At 62.3% G+C, this 24,620-nt stretch carries 22 protein-coding genes; 8 read left to right on the plus strand and 14 right to left on the minus strand.

All coding sequences use genetic code 11. The features are described from left to right. The first annotated feature begins 114 nt into the window (after positions 1–114). The 5 genes from ACSSNI_RS11335 (at position 115) to ACSSNI_RS11355 (ending at position 5,575) form a co-directional block, all read left to right on the plus strand. Positions 115–1,212, plus strand: coding sequence for a polyamine ABC transporter substrate-binding protein (locus tag ACSSNI_RS11335; RefSeq protein WP_102836446.1), 1,098 nt, complete (start codon positions 115–117; stop codon positions 1,210–1,212). Positions 1,213–1,440: 228 nt separating this feature from the next. After that, complete coding sequence (locus tag ACSSNI_RS11340; RefSeq protein ID WP_102836447.1) at positions 1,441–2,526, plus strand: polyamine ABC transporter substrate-binding protein; 1,086 nt, start codon at positions 1,441–1,443, stop codon at positions 2,524–2,526. A 105-nt stretch (positions 2,527–2,631) separates the two neighbouring features. Beyond that, positions 2,632–3,783, plus strand: a complete 1,152-nt coding sequence (gene potA / locus ACSSNI_RS11345; RefSeq protein WP_102836448.1) for a polyamine ABC transporter ATP-binding protein — start codon at positions 2,632–2,634, stop codon at positions 3,781–3,783. Next, positions 3,780–4,676, plus strand: a complete 897-nt coding sequence (locus ACSSNI_RS11350) for an ABC transporter permease subunit (RefSeq protein ID WP_200640150.1) — start codon at positions 3,780–3,782, stop codon at positions 4,674–4,676. The genes potA and ACSSNI_RS11350 overlap by 4 nt, the downstream gene beginning before the upstream one ends. Further along, on the plus strand, positions 4,673–5,575 hold the full coding sequence (locus tag ACSSNI_RS11355) for an ABC transporter permease subunit (protein ID WP_200640149.1): 903 nt from the start codon (positions 4,673–4,675) through the stop codon (positions 5,573–5,575). Before ACSSNI_RS11350 ends, ACSSNI_RS11355 begins: the two co-directional genes overlap by 4 nt. 12 nt (positions 5,576–5,587) lie before the next feature. Here ACSSNI_RS11355 and ACSSNI_RS11360 read toward each other — a convergent pair whose 3' ends face one another. Next, positions 5,588–6,205: a DUF6436 domain-containing protein gene (locus tag ACSSNI_RS11360; protein WP_200640148.1), complete on the minus strand. Its 618-nt coding sequence runs from the start codon at positions 6,203–6,205 to the stop codon at positions 5,588–5,590. 86 nt (positions 6,206–6,291) lie between these two features. Between ACSSNI_RS11360 and bipL the strand changes: the two genes are divergently transcribed. Next, entirely contained in the window at positions 6,292–7,230 is a 939-nt protein-coding gene (gene bipL, locus ACSSNI_RS11365; protein WP_200640147.1) for a phospholipase BipL, read from the plus strand. 25 nt (positions 7,231–7,255) lie between these two features. Here the strand turns inward: bipL and ACSSNI_RS11370 are convergent, their stop codons facing one another. Beyond that, complete coding sequence (locus ACSSNI_RS11370; protein WP_102836453.1) at positions 7,256–8,008, minus strand: hypothetical protein; 753 nt, start codon at positions 8,006–8,008, stop codon at positions 7,256–7,258. 107 nt (positions 8,009–8,115) lie between these two features. Here ACSSNI_RS11370 and ACSSNI_RS11375 point away from each other — a divergent pair, with 107 nt between their 5' ends. Continuing rightward, positions 8,116–8,724 carry a 2OG-Fe(II) oxygenase gene (locus tag ACSSNI_RS11375; protein ID WP_200640146.1) on the plus strand — a complete coding sequence of 203 codons (609 nt, stop codon included), beginning with the start codon at positions 8,116–8,118 and terminating at the stop codon, positions 8,722–8,724. A gap of 60 nt (positions 8,725–8,784) precedes the next feature. Here ACSSNI_RS11375 and dctM read toward each other — a convergent pair whose 3' ends face one another. The 9 genes from dctM to rfbB form a co-directional block, all read right to left on the minus strand. Beyond that, complete coding sequence (gene dctM, locus ACSSNI_RS11380; protein ID WP_102836455.1) at positions 8,785–10,065, minus strand: C4-dicarboxylate TRAP transporter large permease protein DctM; 1,281 nt, start codon at positions 10,063–10,065, stop codon at positions 8,785–8,787. Beyond that, positions 10,066–10,692, minus strand: coding sequence for a TRAP transporter small permease (locus tag ACSSNI_RS11385; protein ID WP_200640145.1), 627 nt, complete (start codon positions 10,690–10,692; stop codon positions 10,066–10,068). Between the two features lie 239 nt (positions 10,693–10,931). Further along, a complete protein-coding gene (gene dctP / locus ACSSNI_RS11390) occupies positions 10,932–11,927 on the minus strand; it encodes a C4-dicarboxylate TRAP substrate-binding protein DctP (RefSeq protein WP_102836457.1) in 996 nt (331 codons plus the stop codon). 382 nt (positions 11,928–12,309) lie between these two features. Further along, complete coding sequence (locus ACSSNI_RS11395; protein WP_200640144.1) at positions 12,310–13,701, minus strand: sigma-54-dependent transcriptional regulator; 1,392 nt, start codon at positions 13,699–13,701, stop codon at positions 12,310–12,312. 1 nt (position 13,702) lies between these two features. Beyond that, the gene (locus ACSSNI_RS11400; protein WP_200640143.1) at positions 13,703–15,502 is read right to left on the minus strand and encodes a sensor histidine kinase; all 1,800 of its coding nucleotides are present in this window, start codon (positions 15,500–15,502) and stop codon (positions 13,703–13,705) included. Positions 15,503–15,615: 113 nt separating this feature from the next. Continuing rightward, on the minus strand, positions 15,616–16,527 hold the full coding sequence (gene rfbD / locus ACSSNI_RS11405) for a dTDP-4-dehydrorhamnose reductase (RefSeq protein WP_159969531.1): 912 nt from the start codon (positions 16,525–16,527) through the stop codon (positions 15,616–15,618). Beyond that, positions 16,524–17,069: a dTDP-4-dehydrorhamnose 3,5-epimerase gene (gene rfbC / locus ACSSNI_RS11410; protein WP_159969532.1), complete on the minus strand. Its 546-nt coding sequence runs from the start codon at positions 17,067–17,069 to the stop codon at positions 16,524–16,526. The genes rfbD and rfbC overlap by 4 nt, the downstream gene beginning before the upstream one ends. Continuing rightward, entirely contained in the window at positions 17,066–17,938 is an 873-nt protein-coding gene (gene rfbA, locus ACSSNI_RS11415; RefSeq protein WP_148925644.1) for a glucose-1-phosphate thymidylyltransferase RfbA, read from the minus strand. Before rfbA ends, rfbC begins: the two co-directional genes overlap by 4 nt. Beyond that, positions 17,935–19,005 (minus strand): dTDP-glucose 4,6-dehydratase, encoded by a 1,071-nt coding sequence (rfbB, locus tag ACSSNI_RS11420; protein WP_200640142.1) that lies wholly within the window; start codon positions 19,003–19,005, stop codon positions 17,935–17,937. The genes rfbA and rfbB overlap by 4 nt, the downstream gene beginning before the upstream one ends. A 302-nt stretch (positions 19,006–19,307) precedes the next feature. Between rfbB and ACSSNI_RS11425 the strand changes: the two genes are divergently transcribed. Beyond that, positions 19,308–19,637 (plus strand): hypothetical protein, encoded by a 330-nt coding sequence (locus ACSSNI_RS11425; protein WP_200640141.1) that lies wholly within the window; start codon positions 19,308–19,310, stop codon positions 19,635–19,637. Here ACSSNI_RS11425 and ACSSNI_RS11430 read toward each other — a convergent pair. Genes ACSSNI_RS11430 through ACSSNI_RS11440 form a run of 3 tightly spaced genes read right to left on the minus strand, consistent with a single transcriptional unit; the run spans position 19,634 to position 24,577 of the window. Next, on the minus strand, positions 19,634–20,761 hold the full coding sequence (locus ACSSNI_RS11430; RefSeq protein ID WP_200640140.1) for an ABC transporter permease: 1,128 nt from the start codon (positions 20,759–20,761) through the stop codon (positions 19,634–19,636). The genes ACSSNI_RS11425 and ACSSNI_RS11430 overlap by 4 nt on opposite strands. Before the next feature lies 1 nt (position 20,762). Further along, positions 20,763–23,504 carry a ribosome-associated ATPase/putative transporter RbbA gene (rbbA, locus tag ACSSNI_RS11435; RefSeq protein ID WP_200640139.1) on the minus strand — a complete coding sequence of 914 codons (2,742 nt, stop codon included), beginning with the start codon at positions 23,502–23,504 and terminating at the stop codon, positions 20,763–20,765. After that, complete coding sequence (locus ACSSNI_RS11440) at positions 23,501–24,577, minus strand: HlyD family secretion protein (RefSeq protein WP_200640138.1); 1,077 nt, start codon at positions 24,575–24,577, stop codon at positions 23,501–23,503. The genes rbbA and ACSSNI_RS11440 overlap by 4 nt, the downstream gene beginning before the upstream one ends. Between the last annotated feature and the right edge of the window lie 43 nt (positions 24,578–24,620).

The raw sequence follows: 24,620 nt of genomic DNA on the forward strand, positions 1-24,620 counted from the left end.
GCGACCTTGCCAGACTGCGCGCGTGCTTTGGCCTGACTTACCGAGGGTGTGTCGATGCCGGCACACCATGAGCTGCCCACAGCCCAACAGATGACTACAACAGGAGCTGCACGGATGAAAACCTTTGCCAAGACCCTACTTGCGATGACGCTGGCTGGCGCGGTCGCCGGCGCTGCGCAGGCCGAAGACAAGGTACTGCACGTTTACAACTGGTCCGACTACATCGCCGAAGACACCTTGGAAAACTTCACCAAGGAAACCGGTATCAAAGTCGTCTACGACGTATTTGACAGCAATGAGGTGCTGGAAGCCAAACTGCTCGCCGGCAGCTCCGGCTATGACGTAGTCGTACCGTCCAACCCCTTCCTGGCGAAGCAGATCAAGGCCGGGGTGTTCCAGAAGCTCGACAAGAGCAAGCTGCCAAACTGGGAAAACCTCGACAAGGACCTGCTCAAGGCGCTCCAGCCGAGCGACCCGGACAACCTGTACGCGGTGCCGTACATGTGGGGCACCATCGGCATCGGCTACAACCCTGAGAAGGTCAAGGCTGCGCTGGGCGAAGACGCTCCGGTCGATTCCTGGGACCTGGTGTTCAAGCCGGAAAACATGGAAAAGCTGAAATCCTGTGGCGTTTCCTTCCTCGATTCGCCCACCGAAATCCTTCCGGCTGCACTGCACTACCTGGGCTACAAGCCTGACACCACTAACAAGGACGAGCTGAAGAAGGCTGAAGAGCTGTTCATGCAGATCCGTCCGAGCGTGGCCTATTTCCATTCCTCGAAGTACATCTCCGATCTGGCCAACGGTAACGTCTGCGTTGCCATCGGCTACTCCGGTGACATCTACCAGGCCAAGGCGCGTGCCGAAGAAGCCGGCAACGAGGTCACGGTCAAGTACAACATTCCCAAGGAAGGCGCAGGCACCTTCTTCGACATGCTGGCGATCCCGGCTGATGCGAACAATGTCGACGAGGCTCATGTCTTCCTCAACTACCTGATGAAGCCTGAGGTGATGGCCAACATCACCAACTATGTGCAGTTCCCCAATGGCAACGCTGCCGCCACGCCGCTGGTGGATGAAGCGATTCGTACCGACCCGGGTGTCTACCCGAGCCAGGCCGTTCTGCAGAAGCTCTACACCTTTCCGGACCTCGATCCGAAGACTCAGCGCACCATGACTCGCAGCTGGACGAAGATCAAATCCGGCCGTTGATCCACCCGTCTCGCCAGGCCTGTTTGCGGGCCTGCGCGAGGCTTCACCAACCCTTTCAGGCGGCGAAGTACCGACCCGCAACGCTGGCTTGCGATCCGGCTGCGGTGCCACCTACGGGCGTGACCGTCTCGTCTGTTACGCCGTGCCAGTTGATTTTTAGAGGTTTTTCCAATAAACAGCCCGCCTTTCGCCCACTGATCGCGCGGTCTGCACCAAGAGGACACTCTCATGCGCTCGACATTGAAGTCGCTTCTTATAGCCGCTGCGGTTAGCGGTGCTGCATCCGCTCAGGCTGCCACGGTGCATATCTACAACTGGTCCGATTACATCGGCGAAACAACACTGGAAGAATTCGAAGAAAAGACCGGCATCAAGCCTGTCTATGACGTGTTCGATTCAAACGAAACCCTTGAGGGCAAACTGCTCGCTGGCCGGACCGGCTATGACGTGGTGGTGCCTTCGAACCACTTTCTCGGCAAACAGATTCGCGCTGGTGCTTTCCAGAAATTGGACAAGAGCAAGCTGCCCAATTGGGAGCACCTGGATCCCGCGCTGCTCAAGCAGCTCGAGAAGAACGATCCGGGCAATGCCTATGCGGCGCCCTATCTATGGGGCACCAATGGCATTGGCTACAACGTAGAAAAGGTCACGGCTGCGCTGGGCATTGAGAAGGTCGATTCCTGGGCGGTAATTTTCGAGCCGGAGAACGCCAAGAAGCTGGCCGGCTGCGGCATTGCCTTGCTCGACTCGCCTGATGAAATGATCCCGGCGATGCTCAACTACCTCGGCCTGGACCCCAACAGCACCGACCCGGACGATTACGCCAAGGCTGAAGCGAAACTGCTCGAAATACGCCCCTATGTCCGCTATTTCCATTCATCCAAGTACATATCGGACCTGGCCAACGGCAACATCTGCATAGCCGCAGGCTTCTCCGGGGACATCTTCCAGGCGGCGGCGCGCGCCGACGAAGCCGGCAAGGGCATCGACATCGCTTATACGATTCCTAAAGAGGGCGGCAATCTCTGGTTCGACATGCTGGCCATTCCGGTCGACGCGCAAAATGTCGAGGAAGCCCATGCCTTCATCAACTATCTGCTCGAGCCTGAGGTGATCGCGTCGGTCAGCGATTACGTGGGCTACGCCAACCCCAATCTCAAGGCTGGCGAGCTGATGGATCAGGAGGTGCGTAACGATCCGTCGGTCTATCCCCCACAAGCGGTGCTGGATCGTCTGTACGTCTCCGCCGAGCTGCCACAGAAAATCATTCGCCTGATGACCCGTACCTGGACCAAGGTCAAGTCCGGTCAATAGCCACACCGGGCAAGGCGGGAGTCGCTGCTGGTCTTCCGTCCTGTCCTTGCAACATGTCGTTTCCCGGCGTTGTCCGGGTCCATCATTCCAATCGGGAGTTCGCGCATGGCCGTTGCCTCCAGCGCCTACAAAAAGGCTCTCACCGGTGAGAGCCAGAACAAGCAGGTGCTGCTGAAGATCGACCGCGTCACCAAGAAGTTCGACGAAACGGTGGCGGTTGATGATGTCTCATTGAGCATTCACCAGGGCGAAATCTTTGCCCTGCTCGGCGGGTCCGGCTCCGGCAAGTCCACCTTGCTGCGCATGTTGGCGGGCTTCGAGCGCCCCACCGAAGGGCGGATATTTCTCGACGGCCAGGACATCACTGACATGCCGCCTTACGAGCGGCCGATCAACATGATGTTCCAGTCCTATGCGCTGTTCCCGCACATGACCGTGGCGCAGAACATCGCCTTCGGTCTGAAGCAGGATGGACTGTCGAAGAGCGAGGTGCAGACCCGCGTCGACGAAATGCTCACCTTGGTGCAGATGAGCCAGTACGCCAAGCGCAAGCCGCATCAGCTGTCCGGCGGCCAGCGTCAGCGTGTCGCGCTGGCCCGCTCGCTGGCCAAGCGGCCGAAGCTGCTTTTGCTCGATGAGCCCATGGGCGCGCTGGACAAGAAGCTGCGCTCGCAGATGCAGCTGGAGCTGGTCCAGATCATCGAGCGGGTCGGAGTGACCTGCGTGATGGTGACCCACGATCAGGAAGAGGCCATGACCATGGCCGAGCGCATCGCGATTATGCATCTGGGCTGGATCGCCCAGGTCGGCAGCCCGATGGACATTTATGAAACGCCAGCGAGCCGCCTGGTGTGCGAGTTCATCGGCAACGTCAATCTGTTCGACGGCGAGCTGATCGAGGACCTGGAAGACCATGCTGTGATCGCCTGTCCTGGCTTGGACAATCCGATTTACGTCGGCCACGGCATCAGCACCCGTGCCCAGGATAAGCAGATCACCTACGCCATACGGCCGGAAAAGCTGCTGATCGGCACCGAGCTGCCCGACCTGCAGCGGCCCGGCTACAACTGGGCCAAGGGCGTCGTCTACGACATCGCCTATCTGGGCGGCCACTCGGTCTATTACATCCAGCTGCCGTCCGGCGGCATCCTGCAGGCGTTCATGGCCAACGCCGAGCGACACGTGAAACTGCCGACCTGGGAGGAACAGGTGTTCGTCTACTGGTGGGACGACAGCGGCGTGGTGTTGCAGGCATGAGCCGCTCACGCCTGAACCCGGGGCGTCGACTGGTCATCGGCGTTCCCTTCGTCTGGTTGGCGCTGTTTTTCCTGCTGCCGTTCGTGATCGTGCTGAAGATCAGCTTTGCCGAAGCCGATGTGGCGATTCCGCCCTATACGGAGGTTTTTGCCTACGCCGAGCAACAACTGCAGATCATCATCAACCTGGGTAACTACGTCTTCCTCAGCGAGGACGATCTGTACTGGGCGGCCTACGCCGGTTCGCTGCGCATTGCGTTTTTCAGCACGCTGATCTGCCTGCTGGTGGGCTATCCGATGGCCTACGCCATCGCTCGGGCGCGCAAGGACCTGCAGACCGTGCTGCTGCTGCTGATCATGATGCCGACCTGGACGGCGATCCTGATTCGCGTCTACGCCTGGATGGGCATTCTCAGCAGCAACGGTATTCTCAACGGGCTGTTGCAGGGCCTGGGCCTGATCGACGAACCGCTGCGCATCCTCAACACCGACCTCGCCGTCTACATCGGCGTGGTGTATTCCTACTTGCCGTTCATGATCCTGCCGCTCTACGCCAACCTTGTGAAACACGACCTCAGCCTGCTGGAGGCCGCGTCCGACCTGGGCGCGCGCAACCTGACCAGTTTCTGGAAGATCACAGTGCCCTTGTCCAAGAACGGCATCATCGCCGGCTGCATGCTGGTGTTCATTCCGGTGGTGGGCGAGTTCGTCATCCCCGAGCTGCTCGGCGGACCGGAGACGCTGATGATCGGCAAGATACTGTGGCAGGAGTTCTTCAATAACCGCGACTGGCCGGTAGCGTCTGCACTGGCGGTGGTGATGCTGGCTATCCTCTTGGTGCCGATCATTCTGTTCAACAGGAACCAGACCAAGGAACTGGAGGGCAAGCTATGAAGCGTTACAGCTTTTCCAACCTGATCCTGGTGCTCGGGTTGTTGTTCATCTACCTGCCGATGGTGCTCCTGGTCATCTACTCCTTCAACGCCTCACGGCTGGTGACGGTGTGGGGCGGCTGGTCGCTGAAGTGGTATGCCGGGTTGCTGGACAATAGCCAGCTGATGGGCGCAGTCATGCGGTCGCTGGAGATCGCTTTCTACACCGCTATTGCTGCAGTGGCGCTGGGCACCATGGCCGCCTTCGTGCTGACACGGATCCCCAACTTCCGCGGCCGCACCGTTTTCGGCGGTCTGGTCACGGCGCCGCTGGTGATGCCCGAGGTGATCACCGGTTTGTCCTTGCTGCTGTTGTTCGTGGCCATGGCGCAGCTGGTCGGCTGGCCTGCTCAGCGCGGCATCGTCACCATCTGGATCGCCCACACCACCTTCTGCTCGGCCTATGTCGCGGTGGTGGTGATGGCGCGTCTGCGCGAGCTGGATCAGTCCATCGAGGAGGCCGCAATGGATCTGGGGGCGCGCCCCTGGAAGGTGTTCTTCCTGATCACCATGCCGATGATCGCGCCGTCTCTGGCGGCTGGCGGCATGCTGTCCTTTGCCCTGTCGCTGGACGATCTGGTTCTGGCCAGCTTCGTCTCCGGTCCAGGCGCAACGACGCTGCCAATGGAGATTTTCTCGGCGGTGCGCCTGGGCGTGAAGCCTGAAATCAACGCCGTCGCCAGCCTGATCCTGCTGGTGGTGTCGCTGGCGACCTTCATTGCCTGGTACATCGGCCGTCGCGCCGAGAAGCGCCGTGTGCGGGCGATGCGCCAGGCGATGGATGACAGCCATGCCAACCCGACCTGGCGTCAGGTGATCGACAGCCGCAAGGTAATGACGCCGCCCTCGGCGCACAGCTGACGGCGCTGGCGGTCAGCGATTATCCGCTGACCGCTGGTTGGCGGCGGCTTCAGCCGCCGGCGAAGGCCCCCAGTCACAGAAACAACCCACCGCCAGCGAGTGCGTCGCCTTGACCTGGCGGCCAGCCAGCACCGCTTCGAGGATGGGCTCGATGAAACTGTTGTCGGAGCTGCACACGGCCCCTTCGCTGTAGGGGCCGATGTAGATCAGGCGCCCACCGGCATCCCAGATCCCCACTGCCGGACTGGCAGGCAGGCTGCTGGCCCCCGGCAGATCAGCGAGCGCCTGCAGACCGCCCAACTGGTCCGGCAAACGGCCTTGGCTACCCTGCTTTTGCAACGCGTAAAAGCTGACGCCCCGGCCACCGAAGCGTTGCACCAGCTCGGCCAGGTGTTGCTGATTACCGGCGTTGCAGGGACAGGCCGGATCCCAGAAGTGCACCACACGAACCGGCCCGGGACCGCTCAGCGACTCGGGCAATGCCAGCTGGTCGCCGGAGAACAGCTCGGCCCGCTCGGTCTTGAAGGGTCGCAGGTAGCGTGCCTCGAACCACCAGAAGGCGGCCAGCATGGCGCCACCCCAGAGCAGGGCAACGAGTGCCGCGATCAGATACTTGTTGCGTACGGACATGACGGAGCTCTTGGATGGATGCGCCAGCTTGCCACGTCGCGCTGCAGAGCTGAATATCCTGTTTACCCCTAGCAAGAAAACCGCTCATGCCTTCGCGAATCAATCCCGACGCACTCCGCGCGCAGTTAAGCCCGCTTCGCCACGCCGCCGAGCTGACCGCCGAGGCACGTTTCTATCAGGCCTATTACGGGCTGGATCTGCCTCATCACGGCGGTATCCAGCGACGCCTGGGACGCTTTCAGGTGCACGGTTATGAGGTGGTGGCTCAGGCCTGGTCTCCCGAACAGCCGGTGGCGACGCTGCTGGTGCTGCACGGCTACTACGACCACATGGGCCTGTACCGGCACGTGGTGGATTGGGGGTTGCGCATGGGCTTTGCCGTGCTCGCCTGCGACCTGCCGGGGCATGGGCTGTCCAGCGGGCCACGCGCCAGCATCAACGAGTTCGAGGAATACCAGGCGGTGCTGCAGGGCCTGTTGCACGAAGCTGCTGCGATGGAGCTGCCGCAACCCTGGCATCTGCTGGGCCAGAGCACGGGTGCGGCCATCGTGCTGGATTATCTGCTGTGCCAGCCGGTGCACCCTGCGCTGGGACAGAGCATTCTGCTGGCGCCCTTGGTGCGGCCGCGGGCCTGGGGATGGTCACGCTTCAGCTATGAGGTGATGCGGCGCTTCGTCAAACAGATCCCGCGGCGCTTCAGTGAAAACTCGGGCGATCCGGCGTTTCTCCAGTTCATCCAGTCCAGCGATCCGCTACAGCCGGATATCTTGCCGACTGCCTGGGTGGGCGCGCTGTCACGCTGGATTCAGCGTATCGAAGGCGCGCCCGCCAGTCCGCACAGTCCGCTGATCGTTCAGGGGGAGGCCGATATGACGGTCGACTGGCAACACAACTTGCCGGTCCTGCAAGACAAGTTCGCCGCTCCGGAAATTCTTCGGCTGCCCGCGGCGCGGCATCACCTGGTCAACGAGCAGGAAGCCTTGCGCCGGGAATACTTCGGGTTTCTCAGTGAACGCTTGAAGTAGATTGGGGCGCTGGCTGGAAGGACGCCTAAGCCTGAGTCTCGTTGCCGCTCACGCCGACTGCAAGCCCGGCTCGCAGGGCTTGCAGTGCTGCGCTGTAATAGCGCTGTCCGACTTCTGACTGGGCGAACTGGACGAATTCCTCCAGTTCGGCGTCGGAGAGGTCGCGATAGATGTAAAGCAGCGTGTTGTCCAGATCGCTCTCGACCTGCTGCTGCAGACGCTCGCGCTGGCTTTCCAGCAGCCCCTGCGCCTGGCCACCGCCAAGCAGGCCCGGAATCATCTGGCTGAGGCTGTCGGCCGCGACGCCAGCCAATGCCAGACTGACCTCTGCCCCGGCTTCGGCGGCGGGTATCGCCTGAGCCAGATGGCGGATCAGCAGCTGCCGATTGCTGCCGGCTTCGATGCGCGGGATGCCGTTTTCATACCGAGCCAATTGCTCGCGGCGGCCGGCCAGGGTCTCGGCGGCTACCACCTTATGGCCTAGCGGCGACTGGAAAAAATCCAGCGCTGGTTGCGGATTGGCGAGGTTGTCGCGCAACGCCTGCTTGGCCCGCTGATCGATGGCGTTGACCGCGAAACGGCGGTTGCTGTTCGTTACCAGCGCCTGGTAAACGGCCGGCGGCAGAGTGTTCTTGTAGCGTTGTTGAGCGGCCGTCAGGGCATCGCTGAAATTGGCGCGTTGTTCGGTCCAGCCGGCGGTTTCGTACAGCTCGTCGTAGGTGTCTGCGAGGGTGCTGCAGCTGAAGGCAAGTAATACACAAGCGATTAAAGCGCGCATGGAAGCTCCTGTTGGCGGGCAGTTTATTTTCAGCGCCCTGACGGCTGCTGTCGAGGCGCGAAAGCGCTGCTGCTAGACTCCGAAACAATCCTTTCGGAGTCTCTTCCTTGCAGTTCGATCCCATCATTGACGACCTCGCCGAGCATGGCTGGTCGCTTCGTCATTCGTTCCTGTCAGACGATCTGACCCTCGGTTTGGCAGCAGAGTGCCGCAAGCGTGAGGCACAGGGCGCTCTGGCCCCGGCGGGCATCGGCCGCGGCGACGCGCTGACCATTCGCGAAGGCATCCGTGGCGACCAGATTCAATGGATTGAGCCGGGCCAGTCACCCTTATGTGACCGCTATCTGGAGCTGATGGATGGGCTTCGACAGCGCATGAACCAGACGCTGTTTCTCGGCCTGGAAGAGTTTGAATGCCATTTTGCCCTGTATCAGCCGGGCGCCTTCTATCAGACGCATCTGGATCGCTTCCGCGATGACGACAGCCGCTGCGTCACTGCGGTGGTCTACCTCAACCCGGATTGGCATCCGGCTGATGGTGGCGAGCTGCGCATGCATTTCGCTGACGGTTCTCAGCGCGACATCCCGCCGCTTGCGGGCGATTTGCTGGTTTTCCTGTCAGGTGACTTCCCTCACGAAGTCTTGGTCACCCATACCGACCGCCTTTCGCTGACGGGCTGGTTTCGCCGGCGTCCTGCGGATGTGCTCGCGCTGTAGTGCAGCGCAAAAAAAGCCCGGCGCGAGCCGGGCTAAAGGGAACGGTTTAACCGATGTGCGTTACATGCCAAGCAGGTTTGGCAGCGCCAAGGAGATCGACGGCACGTAGGTAATGATCATCAGGAAGCTCAGCAGCAGCGCGAGCCACGGCATCACGGCACGGATCACCTGAGTCACTGGCATACCCGTAACGGCCGAGGCGACAAACAGATTCAGCCCCACCGGTGGCGTGATCAGGCCGATTTCCATGTTCACCACCATGATGATGCCCAGGTGAATCGGGTCGATGCCCAGCTCTATGGCGATCGGGAACAGGATCGGTGCCAGGATCAGGATGATGGCCGACGGTTCCATGAAGGCACCGGCGACCAGCAGAACGATGTTCACTACAAGCAGGAACATCCACGGCTGCAGGCCGGCCTCGAGCACCATGGCGGTGATCTGCTGCGGGATCTGTTCAGTCGTCAGCACGTGCGCAAACAGCATGGCGTTGGCGATGATGAACATCAGCATGATCGACAGCTTGCCCGACTCCAGCAGCACCTTGGGGCAGTCGCGAAGCGTCAGGTCCTTGTAGACGAACAGCGCGACGAACGCCGAGTACACCGCCGCCACCGCAGCCGCTTCGGTCGGGGTGAACATGCCCGAGTAGATGCCGCCAAGGATGATCACCATCAGCAGTAGGCCCCAGACCGCCTTGCGTGCGGCGGACAGCCACTCGCGGAAGGTCGCCCGCGGCAGCGCAGGAAGGTTCTTTTTCACGGCAATGATGTAGATCGCCACCATCAGCCCGAGACCCAGCATCAGGCCCGGCACGACACCGGCCATGAACAGCTTGCCCACGGAGGTTTCAGTCGCGGCGGCGTACACCACCATGACGATCGATGGCGGGATCAGGATGCCCAGCGTACCGGCGTTACAGACGATGCCTGCGCCGAATGCCTGGGGGTAGCCCGAGCGGACCATGCCGGCAATCGCGATGGAGCCGACCGCCGCAACCGTGGCTGGCGACGAACCGGACAGGGCGGCGAACAGCATGCAGGCCAGTACGGCTGCGATGGCCAGGCCGCCGCGGATATGGCCGACGCTGGCATTGGCGAAGTCGATGAGCCGCTTGGCGACGCCACCGGTGGTCATGAACGCGCCGGCCAGCAGGAAGAACGGGATCGCCAGCAGGGTGTAGTGCTCGGACGTCTCGAACAGCTTGATCGCCAGCGAGGTGACCGAATCCGGGCTGAACAGCAGGATGGTCAGCGAGCCGGCCAGACCGAGGGAAACGGCCACCGGCACGCCGATGAACATCAGCGCGAAGAGCGCAACAAAGAGGAACAGGATAGTCATTTACTTCGGCTCCTCTGCACCCAGTTTCGCAGCTTCGGCGGCTTCGTCAGCCAGGCCGAGGCCGGTTTGCTCGTTGCGCAGGATGCGCACGAAAATTTCGGCGAAACGGATGAACACCATGGCGAATCCGATCGGCACGATCATGCCGATGTGCCATTGCTTGACCCCGAAATGACCGAGGTCTTCGGCGCCGATGTCTGCGGTGAACAGCGCCGAGATCCAATTGAAGCTGGCAAAGGCCAGCAGGCCTGCATAGCCGAGGCAGAACAGGCAGGCAACGAAGCCGATGTAACGCTGGATGTGACGCGGCGCCAGCTTGACCAGCGCATCGATGCCGATGTGGCCAGCGGTACGCACACCGTATGCCAGGCCGGAAAAGATCAGCCAGGCAAACAGCGCTTTGGTCAGTGCCGTGCTCCAGGTCATTTCTTGCGCCAGACCGATGGTGAAATCACCCATGGCGAAGAACAGATCGCTGGCACCCTCGTAACGATCGCCGAGGCTGTAGAACACGGTGTAGAGGTTGTTCAAGACCACATAAACGAAGGTCACCAAGGTCATGGCGGCCAGAAGGAAGGCGATAAACGCTTCTTCGAAGTGGTCCCAGACGCGCCAGAGGGCGTTCATGGATGACATCTCCTGATGGATTGCATTGTTTCGGTGGGCGTACAGAACGTGCGCCATGAGCCGGTCGGGTGACCGGGTGACAGAACAATGAAAAACTCTTGTTTTACAGGCCTCTGGTTCGGGATCGCCGCGCCGTTGATATTGCCTGACTGGGTTGTCTTTTCACTGGTCTGTCGATGTCGCTGGTATTGCTCTATTCGGGACGCGGAGGGCAGCTTGTGGCTGCCCTCCGGCAAGGCTTACTGAGCCTTGTTGGCTTCTTCGGCGGCCTTGATCAGGTCAGCACCGATGTCATTCTCGAACTTGCTCCAAACGGGCTTCATGGCTTCGCGCCACTTGGCACGCTCTTCCGGAGTCAGAACGAGAATTTCGGTGGTGCCAGCAGCCAGGATGTCCTGCTTGGCTTTCTGGTTCAGGTCATCGGCCTGCTTGTTCACCTCAACGGTGACTTCGTCGATGATCTCGTCCAGCTCGGAACGCACGTCTTCAGGCAGACCTTCCCAGAACTTGGTGTTGGTGATCAGCATGTAGTCGAGCAGACCGTGGTCGGACTCGGTGATGTGCTTCTGCACTTCGTGCATCTTCTGCGAGTAGATGTTCGAGTAGGGGTTCTCGGCACCGTTGACCACGCCCGTCTGCAGGCCCTGGTAGACCTCGGCGAAGCTCATCTTGCGCGGGTTGGCGCGCAGGGCCTTGAACTGCTCGTCCAGTACGGCGGAAGCCTGTACGCGGAACTTCAGGCCGCGGGCGTCTTTCGGCTCACGCAGTTCCTTGTTGGCAGACAGCTGCTTCATGCCGTTGTGCCAGTAGGCCAGGCCGGTAATGTTCTTGTCTTCCATCGAGCTCAGCAGCTTCTGGCCGGCATCGCTCTGCTGGAAGCGGTCAACCGCCTGAATGTCGTCGAACAGGAACGGCAGGTCGAACACCTGAACGCCCTTGGAGTAATGCTCGAACTTGGCCAGCGACGGCGCGATCAGCTGTACGTCGCCCAGCAGCAGTGCTTCCATTTCCTTGCCATCGCCGAACAGGGACGAGTTCGGGTAAACCTGAACTTCCACCTTGCCGGGCAGACGCTCTTCAACGAGCTTCTTGAACATGATGGCACCCTGACCTTTCGGGGTGTTCTCGGCAACCACGTGGGAGAACTTGATCAGGATCGGGTCGGCGGCCTGGGCCAGGCTTGCCATACCGAGGGACAGAGCACAGGCGAGCGCAGTAGCAGTCAGCTTGAACATTGTTGTGTTTCCTCTTGTTGTGAATGAGCACCCGCATTGGGAAAGGGCGCTCGGCTGAAACCAGCAAGACAAGTCTAGGCGTAATTGATTACATCGTTGCGCCGCACGACGGCCCGGCTTGCCGATCCATGGATTAGCGGGAGCAAGTGCTGTGCCAGAAATGGCAGCGGCCTCCCGTGCCGCGGGAGTTTACTCGTATGATGGCAAAATACTGACGAGTATTTCTCAGCTAGGCCGCTCTAGCCTGCAGCTTCTATACGGATGCCCGCGCCATGGGCGACTGGCCGTGTTGCAGCCAAAAAACACGCGCCGCGAGATTGTCGGCAGGCAATGATGGGAGGGCGACCCCGATCGTAGCCGTGAGTTGGCGGGAAACCGCCAGCTATTCGCCCTCATCGGGCGGGGTTCCGCCAGCATCGTTGAACACCAGGCCATGCTTACGCAGTTTGTCGTGCAAGGTCTTACGCGGCAGCCCCAGAGCCTCGGCAACACTGCGCAAGGAGCCATGGGGCCGCGCCAGTTCGGCCGCGATCAGGGCGCGTTCGAACGCGTCCACTTGCTCACCAAGCCCGTAGGCTGCGCTGGCGCCGCTGTCGTCAGCAGCGCGAGCGTGATCATCGAGGCCCAAATCAAGCCCGAGCGCGAAACGTTCGGCGGTGTTCTGCAGTTCACGCACGTTGCCCGGCCAGGCATGCCGGAGCAACTGCGCCCGCTGCTCAGGGCGCAGCTCACGGATTGGCAGGGCGTGGCGGTTGGCGGCGGTTTCGGCAAAATGCTGGAACAGGAACAGCAAGTCTTCGCTGCGTTCGCGCAGAGGCGGGATACGCAGAGGGGCGACGTTCAGGCGGTAATAGAGATCGGCGCGGAAGCGCCCCTGGTCGGCGGCCTGGCGCAGATCTTCCTTGGTCGCAGCGATCACCCGGATGTCCAACGGGATCGACTGATTGCCGCCGAGGCGCTCGACGATGCGTTCCTGCAGCATGCGCAGCAGTTTTACCTGAACGTCCAGGCTCATGCTCTCGATCTCGTCGAGAAACAAGGTGCCGCCGTTGGCAAACTCGAACTTGCCGATGCGGCGTTTCTGCGCGCCGGTGAAGGCGCCGGCTTCATGTCCGAACAGCTCGCTTTCAACCACCGACTCGGCCAGTGCCCCGGCATTGATTGCCACGAACGGCCCGTTGCGACGGCTGGAAAGGTCGTGCAGCGCGCGCGCTACGACCTCTTTGCCTGCGCCGGTTTCGCCAAGAATCAGCACGTCGGCCTGGGTCCCTGCGAGCGCGCCGATCTGCTCACGAAGGCGTTGCATGGCCGATGACTGGCCGAGCAGCCGGGTCGACAGCTGCTGACGGTCGGCCAGCGCCAGCCGCAGGCTGCGGTTGTCGAGAACCAGTTGGCGCAGGGCGAGCGCGCGGCGCACGCTGTCGAGCAGCGCCTCGCTGGGGAAGGGCTTCTCGAGAAAGTCATAGGCCCCGGCCCGCATGGCTTGAACCGCCAGCTGGATATCACCATGGCCGGTAATCAACAGAACCGGTAGTTCGCGGTCGATTGCGTGCAGTTGTTGTTGCAGCTCCAGGCCGTCTATACCGGGCATGCGGATGTCGCTGACCACCACGCCGCCCCAGTCCTGGGGCAACATGCCCGGCAAACCGCGCGCATCACTCAGACTGAGCACCTTGAGCCCGGCGAGATCGAGGGTCTGGCTCAGCGCTTTACGCAGATGGGGATCGTCGTCGACCAGGATGACCTGAGTCTGCGGGTCGATCGGGTGGGTCATGCTAGTCCTCGCTCGGAAAGGCAACGCCAGGGTCGGCGCAATGCAGATAGAGACTGATCTGAGCACCGCCCTCGGGATGGTTGGCCAGAATCAGTTCACCGTCCAGGGCGCGGGCCAGGGTATCGCAGATGGCCAGTCCCAAGCCCAGCCCCTGAGCGCTGGTCTTGGTGGTGAAGAAGGGCTCGCGAGCACGTTTCATCGCCTCGTCGGAAAAGCCCGGTCCGTTATCGCGCAAGGTCAGCAGCACACCCTCGCCCTGGCGCTCGGCGCGCAGCCAGATGCGCCTCACCGGCGGGCGTTCGACCAGGGCGTCCAGCGCGTTGCTCAAGAGGTTGGAGATGATCTGCCGCAGGCGCGTCTCGCCGGCCTGTACCCAGAGCGTTGCGTCCGGCAGGTCGCGAATCAGCTCGACGCCCATGGCCTGGCGCCGCTTGGCCAGCAACGCCAGCGCGTCGTCCAGCGCCGGCTGCAGAGCAACCCGCTCCGGTGCATGCCGGTCGCGGCGGGCAAAGGCGCGCAGATGAGCAATGATCGAGGCCATGCGTGCGGTCAGCTCGCTGATCAGGCGCAGATTATCGCGAGCCTCGTCGTTTCGCTGCTGGTCGAGCAGGACGCCTGCGTTGTCGGCATAGCTGCGAATCGCCCCAAGCGGCTGGTTGAGTTCGTGGCTGATGCTGGCGGACATGGTGCCAAGCGCCGAGAGTTTGCCGGCCTGAAGCAGCTCGTCCTGGGCACGGACCAGCTCTTGCTGGGCCTGCTCGCGCTCCAGCACTTCTTCCTTGAGCCGGCTGTTCAGGGCTTCCAGATCGTAGGTCCGTTCCTGTACACGTCGCTCGAGCTGCTGGCGCGCCTTGGCATCCAGGGCGATGCGCTCGAGATAATGACGGCGCCGCTGCATCAGGAGGCCAAGCAACAGCAAGAGCGCGGCGAGGGTGGCCGCGCCGATAGCGACGACCGTCTGCACGGGGCGCTCGACCAGGCTGATTGGTGCCAGGATGCGCACCGTCCAACCGGTTTCCTTGAGTTCGCGGCTCTGGATCAGCCAGGTATCGATATCGAGGGTCAGATCCCGAGGTTTGAGCGTGGGGTAGGGACGTTCAGACGCGATCTGCTCGCGCTCTTCAATATCGAGCGCGCGGCTGGCGCGAAACCGCCATTCCGGTTTCGAGGTAAGGATCACCACGCCGAAACTGTCGGTCACCATCAGTTGCTCGGGCGTGCTGCCCCAGAGCGTTTCGGTATGGTCCAGATCCACCTTGACCACCAGCACGCCGAGGACTTCGTCACCGTCACGGACCGCAGCCCCGAAATAGTAACCGCGCTTGCCCGAAGTGGTGCCGAGGCCGAAGAAGCGGCCCAGCTCTCCGGCCATGGCCTCTCTGAAATAGGGTCTGAAGGCGAAGTTTCGACTGACGAAGCTGTCTTCTTCGTTCCAGTTCGATGCCGCCAGCGTGTTGCCGTCGGGGGCCATCAGATAGATGACGTCGGCGCCGGTTTCCTTGCGCAGCTGATTCAGCAGGCGGTTGGCCTGGTCCTTGGCAGCCGGGTTGTCAGGCTGGCGCAGCGCCGTGCGCAGGGTCGGCAGATCACCAAGGATGCGCGGCAGCACTTCGTAACGGCGCAACGAGCCGAGCAGGTTGGCGACGTAGAGATCGAGCGTCTGGCGGTTCTGCTCGATCAGCTCGTTGCTGTAATAACTTTTGGCCAGCTGTTGCAGGGGCCAGAGTAGTGGCGCCAGCAACAGTGCAACCACGGCCAGGTTGCGCCAGCGAGGGCGGCGGGGGGAATCGGGTGAGGTCATGCACATGCGCCTGTGGTTCGGGCGCCATTATGCACGTCCGGCCAGCTTTGGGGCTTGCGGCTGGTTGAGCGGTGCAGTCAACTCTACCGGCGTACGCCAGCCTCTCGGTGCTATCAGACGCTTTGCGCAGCAGGAACGGCGTGCTCTTCCCGGGCATGGGCCATATCGCCAAGGCACTGCTGCAGGGCGGTTTCCCAGTGCGGCAAGCTAATCTGCCAGTCGTGCTGCAGGCGTGCGCAGTTGAGGCGTGAGTTGAGCGGGCGCTGAGCTGCCGTGGGGTAGTCGGCAGACAGGATCGGCTCGACCCTTGCGCGCAGCCGGCCCTGGTTCTGCAGGTGCTGAGCGATATGACAGGCGAAGCCGTACCAGGACGTCTCGCCGCTGGCGGTCAGATGATAAAGCCCGCCGGGCCCACCGCTACCAGAACGTCGCTTTCGTACGATCTCCGCGGTGACTTGCGCGATAGTGCCTGCCCAGGTTGGCGCACCGACTTCATCATCGACCACCGACAGCGCGTCGCGCTCCTGTAGCAGGCGCTGCATGGTCAGCAGAAAGTTGCGTCCATGCAGCGAGTACACCCAGCTGGTACGCAGGATCAGGTGATCGCCGCCTACAGCCTGAATCGCCTGCTCACCGGCCAGCTTGCTCGCCCCGTATACGCTCAACGGAGCTGGCAAATCCTCTTCCCGGTAGGGCTCGGTCTTGCTGCCGTCGAAAACATAGTCGGTGGAGTAATGGATCAGCGGTACACCCAGGGCTGCCGCTTCCTCGGCGAGCACACCCGGGCCGGTAGCGTTTACGGCGAAGGCTCGCTCGCGGTCGCCTTGCGCCGAGTCCACTGCCGTATACGCGGCTGCGTTGACGATCAGATCGGGGCGTAGCAGACGAACCTGTCGACGGATCTGTGTCGGTTCGGCCAGGTCCAGCAGCTTGTGACCCAGCGCGAGGACTTTCCCTTCACCGGCCAACGCCAGTTGCAGCTCCCGAGACAGTTGCCCCGCGCTACCGGTGATGAGGATTTTCATGCAAACAGCTCCGCTTCGCTGAGTACCTTGCCGTCGATATCTTTCTGGGAAAGCTGGGGCGGCTCGGTGAACGGCCAATCGATGCCGATCTGCGGGTCATTCCAGAGCAGCGAGCGCTCGTGGGCTGGCGCGTAGTAGTCGGTGGTCTTGTAGAGAAACTCGGCGCTCTCGCTGAGCACCACGAAGCCGTGGGCAAAGCCTTCCGGGATCCACAGCTGGCGCTGATTCTGCGCGCTCAGATGGACACCAACCCAGCGACCGAAGCTTGGCGAACTGCGGCGCAGGTCAACCGCGACGTCGAACACTTCGCCGGCCACGACGCGCACCAGTTTCCCCTGGGGCTGCTGGATCTGGTAGTGCAGCCCGCGCAGCACGCCGCGCTGGGACTTGGAATGATTGTCCTGAACGAAGCTGCGCTTGAGGCCTGTCGCGGCCTCGAAGGCAGCGGCGTTGAAGCTTTCGTAAAAAAATCCCCGCTCGTCGCCAAACACCTTCGGTTCTATGATTAACACGTCGGGAATGGCAGTTTCGACGACCTTCATGCGTCTTCACCTGCCAGCTTGAACAGGTACTGGCCGTAGCCGGTCTTACCTAGGGCATCGGCGCGCTGCAGCAGCTGTTCGCGGTCGATCCATTTGTGCTGATAGGCGATCTCTTCCAGGCATGCGACTTTCAGGCCCTGGCGGTGCTCGATGGTCTGCACGTACTGCGAGGCTTCCAACAGGCTGTCGTGGGTGCCGGTGTCGAGCCAGGCGAAACCGCGACCGAAGCGCTCGACATTCAGGTCGCCGCGCTTGAGGTAGGCATTGTTGACGTCGGTGATCTCCAGCTCGCCGCGTGGCGAGGGCTTGATCGACTTGGCGATCTCGACCACGTCGTTGTCATAGAAGTACAGACCGGTCACGGCGTAGCTGGACTTCGGCTTCGCTGGCTTTTCCTCGATGGAAAGCGCCTTGCCGGTCTCGTCGAAATCGATCACGCCGAAGCGCTCCGGATCCTTGACCCAGTAGCCGAATACCGTGGCGCCTTTTTCCTGCGCTGAGGCGCGCTGCAGTTTCTCGGTGAAGTGCTGGCCATGGAAAATGTTGTCGCCGAGGATCAGACACACCGAGTCATCGCCGATGAATTCTTCACCGATCAGGAAGGCCTGGGCCAGACCGTCAGGAGAGGGCTGTTCGGCGTAGCTGATGCTGATGCCGAACTGGCTGCCGTCGCCCAGCAGGTTGCGGTACTGGGGCAGGTCCTGCGGGGTGGAAATCAGCAGGATGTCGCGAATCCCGGCCAGCATCAGCACCGAGATCGGGTAATAGGCCATCGGCTTGTCGTAGATCGGCAGCAGCTGCTTGGATACGCCCAGGGTGATGGGGTGCAGACGGGTGCCGGAGCCCCCGGCGAGGATGATTCCTTTCATGCGTTCTCCAGCGCGCCGAGGCGCTCACGTTGATAGCTGCCGTCCTGGACGCGACGGCACCATTCGAGGTTGCTCAAGTACCACTGCACGGTCTTGCGCAGGCCGGTCTCGAAGGTTTCCTGCGGGACCCAGCCCAGCTCGCGCTCGATCTTGCTGGCATCGATGGCGTAGCGCAGGTCGTGGCCTGGCCGATCCTTGACGAAGGTGATCAGGTCCTCGAAACGCTCAAGACCTTCTGGTTTCCCCGGTGCCAGTTCTTCGAGCAGGGCGCAGATGCCGCGCACCACGTCGATGTTCTTCTGTTCGTTGTGGCCACCGATATTGTAGGTCTCCCCAACCTGGCCTTCGCTGACCACCTTGAACAGGGCGCGGGCATGGTCTTCGACGAACAGCCAGTCGCGGACCTGGGTGCCGTTGCCGTAGACCGGCAGAGGCTTTCCATCCAGCGCGTTGAGGATCACCAGCGGGATCAGCTTTTCGGGGAAGTGATAGGGCCCGTAGTTGTTCGAGCAGTTGGTGATCAGTACCGGCAGCCCATAGGTACGCTGCCAGGCCCGGACCAAGTGATCCGAGGAGGCCTTGCTCGCGGAATAAGGCGAGCTGGGCGCGTAGGGCGTGGTTTCGGTGAACAGGTCATCGACGCCGTGCAGGTCGCCGTACACCTCATCGGTGGAGATGTGGTGGAAGCGAAAGGCTTCGCGGCGCTCGGCTGGCAGGGACTGCCAATAGGCACGCGTCGCCTCGAGCAGCTGGTAGGTCCCAACGATGTTGGTCTGAATGAATTCGGCCGGGCCGTCGATCGAGCGGTCGACATGGGATTCGGCGGCCAGATGCATGATGGCATCCGGCTGGAATTCCAGCAGCGCTTCACTGACACGTTCGCGATCGGCGATATCGGCTTGAAGGAATAGATAGCGGTCGCTGCTGTGGACTTCTGCCAACGACTCGAGATTGCCGGCGTAGGTCAGCTTGTCCAGATTGAGGACGCTGTGCCCGGTGTCTTGGATCAGATGGCGGATCAGAGCAGAGCCGATGAATCCGGCTCCGCCGGTTACGAGAATGCGCATGATTGAGTGGCTTCCTTGGCGCGCTACAGAGCTACAGGCTCTTGGCATGTCGGCAGGATAGACCCGCCGAAAATACAAAAATTCCCGCTCGCGGCTGTGAGCCATGAACGGGTGTGAATGTGCCGGTCCGCGTTGTTCCGGCAAACCGCTGGCCAGAGCCCTGCCCGCCGTGACGGGCCGCGTAGCCTATTTTTCTCACCGAATTGCCCTGGCTGACGCGAGATTGTCCGGGGTCTGTCCAGAGGCTGTAGCGATTCGACCAGAGCGCTGGTGCTGGCAAGTGGCAGAAATGCAGTAAGATCATGGCGATATCAATTATTGGTGGCAATGGAATGCACACTTGTAGCAAGCAATTGGCCGAGTTTTTGAGCCTGACCGCGCGCAGCCTGTCGCAACTGAGCGACGCTCTGGCCACCCATTCGTTCGAGATGATGGCCAGCGAAGACCCTGCTGTGCGCATCGCCAGCCGCCGTATGGTGTCGCGGGTGGCGCAGATTCAGTCGAGCTTTGATCATCAGCTGCGATTGGTCAGCGCGCTGACCGGGTTCGAGCACGCTGCGGGCGGTTCGATTCTCGAGGTCGAACTGCAACCTTCGCCCGAGAGCGACCAGTCCGGCGGCAACGACCGCTAACGCAACGACTGCCGCAGCCGCGACAACGCCCCGAAAAAGAACACCGCGCCAATTGCCAGCAGCGCCAGCAGTTGTGGCCAGATGACCGAGACGCCTGCACCGCGGAAGAGAATGGCCTGCGCCAGTTCGACGAAATGGGTGGTTGGCGCCGCCAGCATGATGTTCTGGATCAGCGTGGGCATGCTCTCGCGCGGGGTCACCCCACCGGAGAGGATCTGCAACGGGATCAGCGTGAGGATCACCAGCAGCCCCAGTTGCGGCATCGAGCGGGCCACCGTGCCGAAGAAAATGCCCATGGATGTCGCGGCAAACAGGTGCAGCGCGGCTCCGCCGGCGAACAGCAGTAGCGAGCCCTGAATAGGAATATCGAGCCAGCCCTCGACCACGAAGCGCAGGGCGAACGCCGCGGCAACCAGAACCACCAGCCCCATCGCCCAGACCTTGCCCACCATGATCTCAACGGGCGTCACCGGCATCACCAGGAGGTGCTCGATGGTGCCGTGTTCACGTTCTCGGATCAGCGCAGCGCCGGTGAGGATGATCGCCAGCATGGTGATCTGGTTGATCACCTCATTCACGGCACCGAACCAGGCCCGATTCAGGTTGGGGTTGAATGCCGTGCGTACCACTGCCGTGACCGGCAGGGCATCGCCGCTGCGGTAGTGGCGGACGAACTCGGCGGTCTCGCTGGCGATGATCTGCTGAATATGCCCGGCGCCCGTGAACGCCTGGCTGACCTGGGTGGCGTCCACATTGAGCTGGAGCGTCGGCTGGCGGCCAGCCAGCAAGTCTGCCTGGAAGCCTGGTGGAATGTTCAGAGTAAAGGTGTAGAGGCCGGCATCCATGCCGCTGTCCATCTGCTGCAGGGTGATGGCCTTGGGCTCGATGAAGTAGGGCAGCTGGAAGGCGTTGATGATACGCAGCGAGGCCTGAGAGCGATCCTCGTCGACCACGGCAATGCTGGCGCGGTGTGGCGCCTCGGGCACGGCGGTGGCGCCTTCATAGATGGCCAGGGTGAACGAATAGATGATCAGCACCAGCATCGCCGGATCGCGGTAGAGGCTGCGCAGCTCCTTGAGGCCGAGCTGGATGATGTTGCTGAGCTTGCGCCGAATGCTAGCCATGCTAGCGCTCCTGCTTACGCAGGCCGGCGACGCTGAGCAGGGTCAGCAGTGGAATCGCCAGTAGCATTGGAATGAAATAGGGGTATAGGTCGGCCAGGCCCAGTGCTTTGGAAAACACCCCGCGGCTGATGATCAGAAAATGAGTGGTGGGATAGAGTTTGCCGATAACGGCGCCGGCGCCCTCCATGGCCGAGGTCGGATGGATCAGCCCGGAAAACTGGATGGCTGGCAGCAGGGTAACGATGGTGGTGCCAAAAATCGCCGCGATCTGGCTGTTCAGGATCGAGGACATCAACAGGCCCAGCCCGGTGGCACAGGCCACGTAGAGCAGAGCGCCAAGGCAGAGGGTGAGGATACTGCCCTTGATTGGAATGCCGAAGACAAACACCGCCAGCAACGCCAGGGTGGCGAAGTTGAACATGCCCAGGGCGATGTAGGGCAGCTGCTTGCCGAGCAGGAATTCCAGGCGGGTGGTCGGGGTGACGTAGAAGTTGGTGATCGAGCCCAGCTCTTTCTCGCGCACCACGCCGAGGGCGGTGAGCATCGCCGGAATCATCATCAAGAGCAGCGGGATCATCGCCGGCGCCATGGCCGGCAGGCTTTGCACGTCGGGGTTGTAGCGATAGCGGATGGCAACGTCGGCTGGCGCCAGTTGTCCGTCCACGCCGGCTTCGCGGGCCAGTTGTTGCAGGTAGGTCAGATGAATCCCTTGCACGTAACCCTTGATGGTGTCGGCGCGCATGGGCATGGCGCCATCGATCCAGAATGCAACTTCAGGCACGGCCCCGCGTTTGAGGTCGCGGCCAAAATTGGGCGGGATTTCCACCGCCAGGCTGATCTCGCCGCTGCGCAGGCGTGCATCCAGGTCGGCATGGCCGGCCAACGCCGGCTTCTCCAGAAAGTAGCGCGAGCCGGCGATGTTCTGCAGGTAGCGCTGACTGGTGGTGGTCTGGTCCCCATCGAGTACCGCGTAGGTCAGGTCTTCCACGTCGAAACTGACCCCGTAGCCCATGATGAACATCAGCAGCACGCTGCCGAGCATCGCCAGCGTTGCGCGGATCGGGTCGCGGCGCAGTTCCATGGCCTCGCGGCGGGTGTAGCTGAGCAGCCGACGCAGGCTGAAACGGGCCTGGCGGACGCTGGTGCTGGTCGCGTCGAGCGGGCCATGCGTAGCGGCTGGCGCGGCTGCTGGCTGCCCGGCAACGTTGGCTGCGGCGGCTTCTTGCAGGTAGGCGATAAACGTCTCTTCAAGGGTCGGCAGGCCGCGCTTGGCCATCAGCGCCTGTGGTGTGTCGCTGTCGAGCACCCGGCCCGCGTGCATCAACGAAATGCGGTCGCAGCGCAGCGCTTCGTTCATGAAGTGGGTGGAGATGAAGATGGTCACGCCGTCTTCCCGTGACAGCTGCACCAGCAACTCCCAGAAGCCGTCGCGGGCCACCGGATCGACGCCAGAAGTGGGTTCGTCGAGAATCAGGATTTCCGGGTTGTGGATCACCGCCACCGCCAGCGACAGGCGCTGACGCACACCCAGCGGCAAGCGACTGGGCAGGCTGTCGGCCTCGGCGCTGAGGTCGAAGCGCGCGAGCATCTCCTGCACGCGCGGGCCACGCCGTTCGGCCGGCAGGTGGAACAGCCTTGCGTGCAGGTCGAGGTTCTGACGCACGGTCAGCTCGCTGTACAGCGAGAACGCCTGGGACATGTAGCCGACCCGCTGGCGGGTCTGCATGTCATGCGGGTCCACCGGCTTGCCGAACAGCAGCGCCTCGCCCTCGCTGGCTGGCAGCAGACCGGTGAGCATTTTCATGGTGGTGGTCTTGCCGCAGCCGTTGGAGCCGAGAAAGCCGAAGATTTCACCGCGGGCAATGCGGAAATTGACCTGATCCACCGCGACGAAATCGCCGAAGCGCATGGTCAGCCCATGGGCCTCGATGGCAATGCGTTCGCTGTGCGGCTGCGGCGGGATGACCAGTTCACGATGTTGACTGCGCTTGGCTTCCGGCAGCAGGCGGATAAATGCTTGTTCCAGCGAGTCGCTGCCAGTGCTCGCCAGCAGCTCGGCCGGTGTGCCGGTGGCGAGTACGCGGCCGGCATCCATCGCTACCAGTTGATCGAAGCGCTGCGCCTCGTCCATGTAGGCAGTGGCCACCAGCACGCTCATCTGCGGGCGCTCGTGACGGATGCGTTCGATCAATTCCCAGAACTGCGCGCGTGACAGCGGATCGACGCCGGTCGTGGGCTCGTCGAGGATCAACAGGTCGGGGTCGTGGATCAGTGCGCAGCAGAGGCCCAGCTTCTGCTTCATGCCGCCGGAGAGTTTGCCCGCCGGTCGTTCGAGGAAGGGCGCGAGACCTGTGCTGCGCGTCAGTTCGGCAATGCGCCAGCGGCGCTCCTCGGCGGCCTGACCGAACAGGCGGCCAAAGAACTCGAGGTTTTCGCGCACAGTCAGCGTTGGATAAAGATTCTTGCCCAGGCCCTGAGGCATGTAGGCGATGCGCGGGCAGACCCTGCGCCGGTGGCCGGCGTCAGCGATGTCACCGCCGAGCACCTGTAGCGTGCCTTGCTGGAGCTTGCGCGCCCCGGAAATCAACGCCAGCAGGCTGGATTTGCCCACGCCATCGGGGCCGATCAGGCCGACCATGCATCGCGCGGGCAAACTCAGCGTCAGCTCATCGAGCGCACGCGTCTTGCCATACTGCAGGCTGACCCCCGCCACCTGCACCACTGAATCGAGCGGCTCGCTCATGGCGTGACATTGATCTGCAGGTCGGCGGGCCACTCGCTGTCAGCGTCGAGTTTCAGATAGGCCATGCCCGGCAGGCCGGTCTTGACCTGCTCCATGTGGCGCTTGAGCAGTTCAGGGTCGATACGTGCCTTGACCCGGAACATCAGCTTTTCGCGCTCGCTTTCGGTTTCCACCGTCTTTGGCGTGAACTGCGCCACGCTGGCCACATAGCTGACCTTGGCCGGGATCACATACTGCGGAGCGGCGTCGATCACCAGGCGTACCTCGGCGCCGATGGCCACGCGGCCGGCCTGACGTTCGGGAAGAAAGAAGGTCATGTAGACGTCGGTCAGGTCGACCAGGTTGAGCAGCCTGCCCCCCGCGCCAAGGACTTCACCGGGTTGCGCCACCCGGTATTGCACGCGAGCCACCCGGTCGCTCTTCAATTCGCTGTCACGAATGTCTGCTTGCAGGCGCTCGACGCCAGCCTGCGCCGCTTCGACAGCCGATCGCGCCTCGACTACCTGGGATCTTGCGGCGGCGATGCCGGCGTCGGCAGATAGCACTTGCGAGCGCGCCGCCGCCAGCGCCGCCTGAGCGCTCTGCATGGCGGCCAAATCATCATCGAGTTGTTGGCGCGCCATGGCGTTGCGTGCGACCAGGGTTTCGGTTCGCTGATGGCGCTTCTGGGCTGCGGTCAGTTCGGCGCGGCGCTGGGTCACCACAGCTTCGGCGGTGGCGCGTTCGCTTTCGCGCTGGGCGACCATGGCCTCTGCGGTAAGGATGGCATTCTCGCCCTGGCGGACCTGCGCACGCGCCTGGTTCAGTTGCGCCTGGAGTACATCGGTGTCCATACGTGCCAATACCTGGCCCGGCTGGACGAAATCACCCTCGTCCGCGAGGATCTCCAGCACCCGGCCCGGGTTCTTGGTGGCGACATCGATTTCGGTCGCTTCGATACGGCCGTTACCGCTGGCGAAACCTTCGCCGAGACCGCTGGGGCGCAGTTCGCTCCACAGCAGCGCCCCGATGACGGCAATCACGGCGACGGCCGCAAGCACCTTGAGGGTGGCTCGGGTGCGTGGCTGACTCATGACTCTGCTCCGGCTGTTGAATGTGCGGAGTCATCTTAGGCGC

It is taken from the genome of Stutzerimonas tianxiuensis (genome assembly GCF_053470365.1).

What these genes read in the sequence shown, in the direction of transcription:
- ACSSNI_RS11400 (WP_200640143.1), bottom strand. Translation starts at nt 15,502, where the DNA reads ATGACCTCACCCGATTCCCCCCGCCGCCCTCGCTGGCGCAACCTGGCC.
- dctM (WP_102836455.1), bottom strand. Translation starts at nt 10,065, where the DNA reads ATGACTATCCTGTTCCTCTTTGTTGCGCTCTTCGCGCTGATGTTCATC.
- rfbD (WP_159969531.1), bottom strand. Translation starts at nt 16,527, where the DNA reads ATGAAAATCCTCATCACCGGTAGCGCGGGGCAACTGTCTCGGGAGCTG.
- bipL (WP_200640147.1), top strand. Translation starts at nt 6,292, where the DNA reads ATGCCTTCGCGAATCAATCCCGACGCACTCCGCGCGCAGTTAAGCCCG.
- ACSSNI_RS11360 (WP_200640148.1), bottom strand. Translation starts at nt 6,205, where the DNA reads ATGTCCGTACGCAACAAGTATCTGATCGCGGCACTCGTTGCCCTGCTC.
- ACSSNI_RS11440 (WP_200640138.1), bottom strand. Translation starts at nt 24,577, where the DNA reads ATGAGTCAGCCACGCACCCGAGCCACCCTCAAGGTGCTTGCGGCCGTC.
- rfbC (WP_159969532.1), bottom strand. Translation starts at nt 17,069, where the DNA reads ATGAAGGTCGTCGAAACTGCCATTCCCGACGTGTTAATCATAGAACCG.
- ACSSNI_RS11385 (WP_200640145.1), bottom strand. Translation starts at nt 10,692, where the DNA reads ATGAACGCCCTCTGGCGCGTCTGGGACCACTTCGAAGAAGCGTTTATC.
- rbbA (WP_200640139.1), bottom strand. Translation starts at nt 23,504, where the DNA reads ATGAGCGAGCCGCTCGATTCAGTGGTGCAGGTGGCGGGGGTCAGCCTG.
- rfbA (WP_148925644.1), bottom strand. Translation starts at nt 17,938, where the DNA reads ATGAAAGGAATCATCCTCGCCGGGGGCTCCGGCACCCGTCTGCACCCC.
- ACSSNI_RS11340 (WP_102836447.1), top strand. Translation starts at nt 1,441, where the DNA reads ATGCGCTCGACATTGAAGTCGCTTCTTATAGCCGCTGCGGTTAGCGGT.
- dctP (WP_102836457.1), bottom strand. Translation starts at nt 11,927, where the DNA reads ATGTTCAAGCTGACTGCTACTGCGCTCGCCTGTGCTCTGTCCCTCGGT.
- rfbB (WP_200640142.1), bottom strand. Translation starts at nt 19,005, where the DNA reads ATGCGCATTCTCGTAACCGGCGGAGCCGGATTCATCGGCTCTGCTCTG.
- potA (WP_102836448.1), top strand. Translation starts at nt 2,632, where the DNA reads ATGGCCGTTGCCTCCAGCGCCTACAAAAAGGCTCTCACCGGTGAGAGC.
- ACSSNI_RS11370 (WP_102836453.1), bottom strand. Translation starts at nt 8,008, where the DNA reads ATGCGCGCTTTAATCGCTTGTGTATTACTTGCCTTCAGCTGCAGCACC.
- ACSSNI_RS11430 (WP_200640140.1), bottom strand. Translation starts at nt 20,761, where the DNA reads ATGGCTAGCATTCGGCGCAAGCTCAGCAACATCATCCAGCTCGGCCTC.
- ACSSNI_RS11355 (WP_200640149.1), top strand. Translation starts at nt 4,673, where the DNA reads ATGAAGCGTTACAGCTTTTCCAACCTGATCCTGGTGCTCGGGTTGTTG.
- ACSSNI_RS11395 (WP_200640144.1), bottom strand. Translation starts at nt 13,701, where the DNA reads ATGACCCACCCGATCGACCCGCAGACTCAGGTCATCCTGGTCGACGAC.
- ACSSNI_RS11425 (WP_200640141.1), top strand. Translation starts at nt 19,308, where the DNA reads ATGGCGATATCAATTATTGGTGGCAATGGAATGCACACTTGTAGCAAG.
- ACSSNI_RS11335 (WP_102836446.1), top strand. Translation starts at nt 115, where the DNA reads ATGAAAACCTTTGCCAAGACCCTACTTGCGATGACGCTGGCTGGCGCG.
- ACSSNI_RS11350 (WP_200640150.1), top strand. Translation starts at nt 3,780, where the DNA reads ATGAGCCGCTCACGCCTGAACCCGGGGCGTCGACTGGTCATCGGCGTT.